Here is a 3,924-nt window from a genome sequence, read left to right as displayed (position 1 = left end):
TTTTTCGGCGTTACAATGACATCATATGTCTCAGCCACGCCAATTCGAAATTCATCTACCGTAACGGGCTTGATCGGCTGACCGTCAGCAGAGACCACCGTCATCTCGAGACCCGGAATGCGAAAATCAAAAAACGTCATGGCAGATCCGTTTATAACTCTCAGACGAATTTTTTCTCCGGGCTTGTACAGTGCCGTCCAGTTGATCGAATTATCGCGACCATTCATCAGGTAGGTATAGGTAGATCCTGTTACATCCAATAGATCCCTGGCGCTCATGCGCATTTCGTTCCACATGGACCGCTCTTGCCATGTTTTTGCAAGCCCTTGTCGGCGAATATCGTCGATAGTGTCACCCAAGGTTCGCTGCTGATAATTGTAATAACCCTCGGCTACCTTGAGATTTCGGAACACCTCGTCGGGATCTTCAAAGGTCCAGTCACTGAGGATAATTACATGTTCCCGATCTGCGCCAATATCACCATCCGCGGGGTCAATTACAATCGGCCCTAAGTGACCTAACTGTTCCTGCAATCCAGAATGGCTGTGATACCAGTAGGTTCCGTTCTGATTAACATCATATTCGTAGTGAAAAGTTTCGCCAGGGTCGATACCCGGAAAACTGACGCCGGGCACACCATCCATATTCTCCGGCAGAATAATGCCGTGCCAATGGATGGAGGTAGATTCATTCAAAGCATTACTGACACGTAAACTGGCTCGCTGCCCTTCTTTCAACCTGAGCAAAGGCCCTGGCATACTACCGTTGATAGTTATCGGTCTAGCAATTCTTTCAGCAACATTCATATCTTCGCGGCGAATATGCAGATCGACCACATTCTGCGCATGAATAACATCACCATAGCTTCGACCCAGTGGATAAGCCCATGCCGGCGCCATTTTGGCTAAAACAAGGGCTGATGCTGTCCCAATGGCAGATTTAATAAAGCGTCTACGATTCTCTTCAATTGAATTTGCCATGGAATTCGTCTCCTAACAAAATTGGATTTAACTTAAACGTAAGCCTGTATTACACATTACAGTCAATGGTTATGGGAACTTGAAGATCCCTGAGCCGTAAGAATCTGGTATTGGTCGGGGGACAATTCAGGAAGTCGCTGCAAGAAAGCGACTAGGTTCCATATCTGTTCGTCAGTATGGCCCGGCCCCCAGGCTGGCATTCCAGAGCCCTTAATGCCGTGTTTAATAATCCAAAAATATTCTCTGGCTTGGACTACTTTTGGCTCATCATGCCCTGAGTGCTTCACCGTCAAATTAGGTGGTTCAGGATACAGTCCCAAAGTGAAATCTGAATTCATTTTGTCTGGCACAAGATGACAGCCTGCACACATAGCAGCATAATCTGAACCACCACGAAGTAATCGCGCAGGTATATCAAGATCAGCTGGCACCTCAATATTCTGAGCAGCCCGACTGATGGAGCGTTCACGTAAGGTTTCTAATGCCCAGTACGTAAGCTTTGTGTGCTTACTGTCAGCCCCCATTGGGTAATAGCCTGAATAAATGAACCCTAATCCAGCCAATACGACCAGACCTGACACAACAACAATACATTTAAAGCATGTCAATAACTTAAAAGATGGCACACTAATCACTCCGTTATAACAGCTATCTGAAATTAATGTTGATGCTCAGAAGGTTTTTTAACACCTGCTTCCATATCATGGCCAGCATCACCATCTTTAGACATTACTTCATCTTTAGGCATACATTTCTGCATCATGGCTTGCATGACTGGATCATTCATATCCATTTTAGAATGATCCATATCTTTCATAGCTGCACAGTTAGGTGCTTCTCCTTTGTTAATATGCTCTTCAGGGTTATGAGCTTGAGCAGATAGAGCCAACATTAATGCTGGCAACGCAACAAAATATGGCAAGGTTTGAAATTTCATAAAGTTAGTCCTAAATAGTATTAAAAGTATGAATAACTTGATTAAAGCAAAAATTATTAGCGGCAACACATAGTTAAATCTTGTCATTGCCTCTTAAGCTACATTTAATTGGATGAGCCAACATCACGATAAATTAAATTTGATTTCCGCTTGACCAGCGTTGGCTCAACTATTAAATCAACCTACTTTGAAGACTAACCGGACGATTCTGTCACCTTGATGACCTAAACATTACAAAAACGTAATCCTTATGTAATCCTGTAGTTATTTCTGAACAAATAGCATTGTTGGAAAATAATTTAGGGAGAGTATTCGTCTATGCGATTATTATTAGTGGAAGATGAGTTAAAAACAGGCGACTACTTACAAAAAGGACTAAGCGAGGCCGGGTTTCAGGTCAATCTTGTTCGAAATGGCCTAGATGGTCATCATTTGGCAATGACAGAAGCGTTTGATTTGATCGTTCTGGATGTTATGTTGCCGGATGTTGACGGGTGGCGGATCTTGCAGTCGTTACGTGAAGCAGAATGCCAAACGCCGGTACTATTCCTCACGGCTCGTGACACGGTGGATGATCGCGTTAAAGGCCTAGAATTAGGCGCAGATGACTATTTAGTTAAGCCCTTTGCCTTTGCCGAACTTCTAGCAAGGATAAGAACATTATTGCGCCGAGGCAGTCCCTCAACTTTTTCTGAGCTTCTTAAAGTAGCAGATCTGACTTTAGATTTACCTAAGCATCGCGTTACGCGGGCAGGTAAAAAAATAAATCTTAGCCACAAAGAGTTTTGTCTTTTAGAGTTATTGGCACGTCGCCAAGGTGAGGTTCTACCACGCTCTTTGATTGCCTCTCAGGTATGGGACATGAATTTTGACTCTGACACCAACGTGATAGATGTGGCAATACGCCGCCTGCGAGCAAAAGTTGATGACGATTTTGAACCGAAACTTATCCATACGGTTCGCGGTATGGGTTACAAACTTGACGTAGAGCCCGTTGATGAAGCCTTATAATCAAAAACCCCTTTCGCTCGCTGCAAGGGTAATGTTTTTCGTTGGGGCATCTGTAGGTTTAAGCTTACTTTTAATTGGCATCCTTGTACTGAATGCGGTCGAACGCCATTTTGCTGAACAGGATGCAGAAGAAGTTGCCGTTATTAATAAGGCTGTCATAGACGTATTGCGAAATAATAACGACAGCAATTTACAACTTAGTAAAGCGCTGTTCGGTGCTGTCTCTGGGCATCATGGCGTCTATTATCAAGTACGTAATCAACAAGATAAGGTGGTTTTCGAAAGTGCCGGCGCAAACCTTTCAATAGTGAAGGACAGCCTTCGCCACGTTACAGAAATTAGTGCCGGTAACCTACAAGTCTGGCATGCGGACGATAAGACATTTCGGGGTGTCCTCACGCACAATGCGATAGCGGGTCATAACTACTTGGTTATTACTGCCATCGATATTGGCTTTCACCTTCAATTTCTCCATAAATTTCGTCTAACGCTATGGTTAATAATGGTCCTTACTTGGGCCGTTACCCTGTTGGCTGCTTGGTATGGCGTGCACAAAGCGCATGCACCAATAAGAAGACTTTCGAACAAAATGGGTGACATACAAGCAGATCGTCTAGATATGCGACTTGCCCCATCTTTTGTCCCATCTGAATTACAGGACTTGGTGTCTTCATTCAACCACATGATAGGTCGACTTGAGGATAGCTTTAATCAGCTATCACATTTTTCAGCTGATATTGCACATGAGCTACGAACACCTCTGACTAATCTCATCACCCAGACACAGGTTGGCTTAGGCAAATCCAGAACACTCGAAGAATACCGTGAATTGTTGTACTCAAATTTGGAAGAACAAGAACGTTTGGCAAAGATGATTAATGGTATGTTGTGGTTAGCAAAAAGTGACCACGGCTTAATCAAACTTGAACAAACACCGCTGGACTTATCCGACGAAGTAAGAGAATTATTCGGCTTTTTTGAAGCTTTGGCAGAAGA

Annotated in this window: 5 protein-coding genes; 2 read left to right on the top strand and 3 right to left on the bottom strand. The window is 43.7% G+C overall.

The window, feature by feature from the left end:
• The 3 genes from B3M51_RS05375 to B3M51_RS05365 all read right to left on the bottom strand — a co-directional run.
• On the bottom strand, positions 1-980 hold a 980-nt coding region (locus tag B3M51_RS05375; RefSeq protein ID WP_292757374.1), incomplete at its 3' end, for a multicopper oxidase domain-containing protein.
• Positions 981-1,042: 62 nt separating this feature from the next.
• The gene (locus B3M51_RS05370) at positions 1,043-1,606 is read right to left on the bottom strand and encodes a c-type cytochrome (protein WP_292757372.1); all 564 of its coding nucleotides are present in this window, start codon (positions 1,604-1,606) and stop codon (positions 1,043-1,045) included.
• Between the two features lie 32 nt (positions 1,607-1,638).
• Positions 1,639-1,917 (bottom strand): hypothetical protein, encoded by a 279-nt coding sequence (locus B3M51_RS05365; protein WP_014707002.1) that lies wholly within the window; start codon positions 1,915-1,917, stop codon positions 1,639-1,641.
• A 318-nt stretch (positions 1,918-2,235) separates the two neighbouring features.
• On the opposite strand from B3M51_RS05365, the gene B3M51_RS05360 reads away from it, so the two are divergent.
• Positions 2,236-2,928, top strand: a complete 693-nt coding sequence (locus B3M51_RS05360) for a heavy metal response regulator transcription factor (protein ID WP_292757371.1) — start codon at positions 2,236-2,238, stop codon at positions 2,926-2,928.
• Positions 2,915-3,924: histidine kinase dimerization/phospho-acceptor domain-containing protein (locus B3M51_RS05355; protein WP_292757369.1), on the top strand; the 1,010-nt coding region annotated here is incomplete at its 3' end. The genes B3M51_RS05360 and B3M51_RS05355, both read left to right, overlap by 14 nt.

Source organism: Methylophaga sp. UBA2689 (assembly GCA_002354555.1).
GTDB lineage: Bacteria > Pseudomonadota > Gammaproteobacteria > Nitrosococcales > Methylophagaceae > Methylophaga.
The sequence above is the reverse complement of the archived record's forward strand: the minus strand, read 5'-3'. Positions and strand labels throughout refer to the sequence as shown.

Bases quoted from the DNA above. Each gene is read 5' to 3' on its own strand.
- B3M51_RS05360 (WP_292757371.1), top strand. From the start codon at position 2,236: ATGCGATTATTATTAGTGGAAGATGAGTTAAAAACAGGCGACTACTTA.
- B3M51_RS05365 (WP_014707002.1), bottom strand. From the start codon at position 1,917: ATGAAATTTCAAACCTTGCCATATTTTGTTGCGTTGCCAGCATTAATG.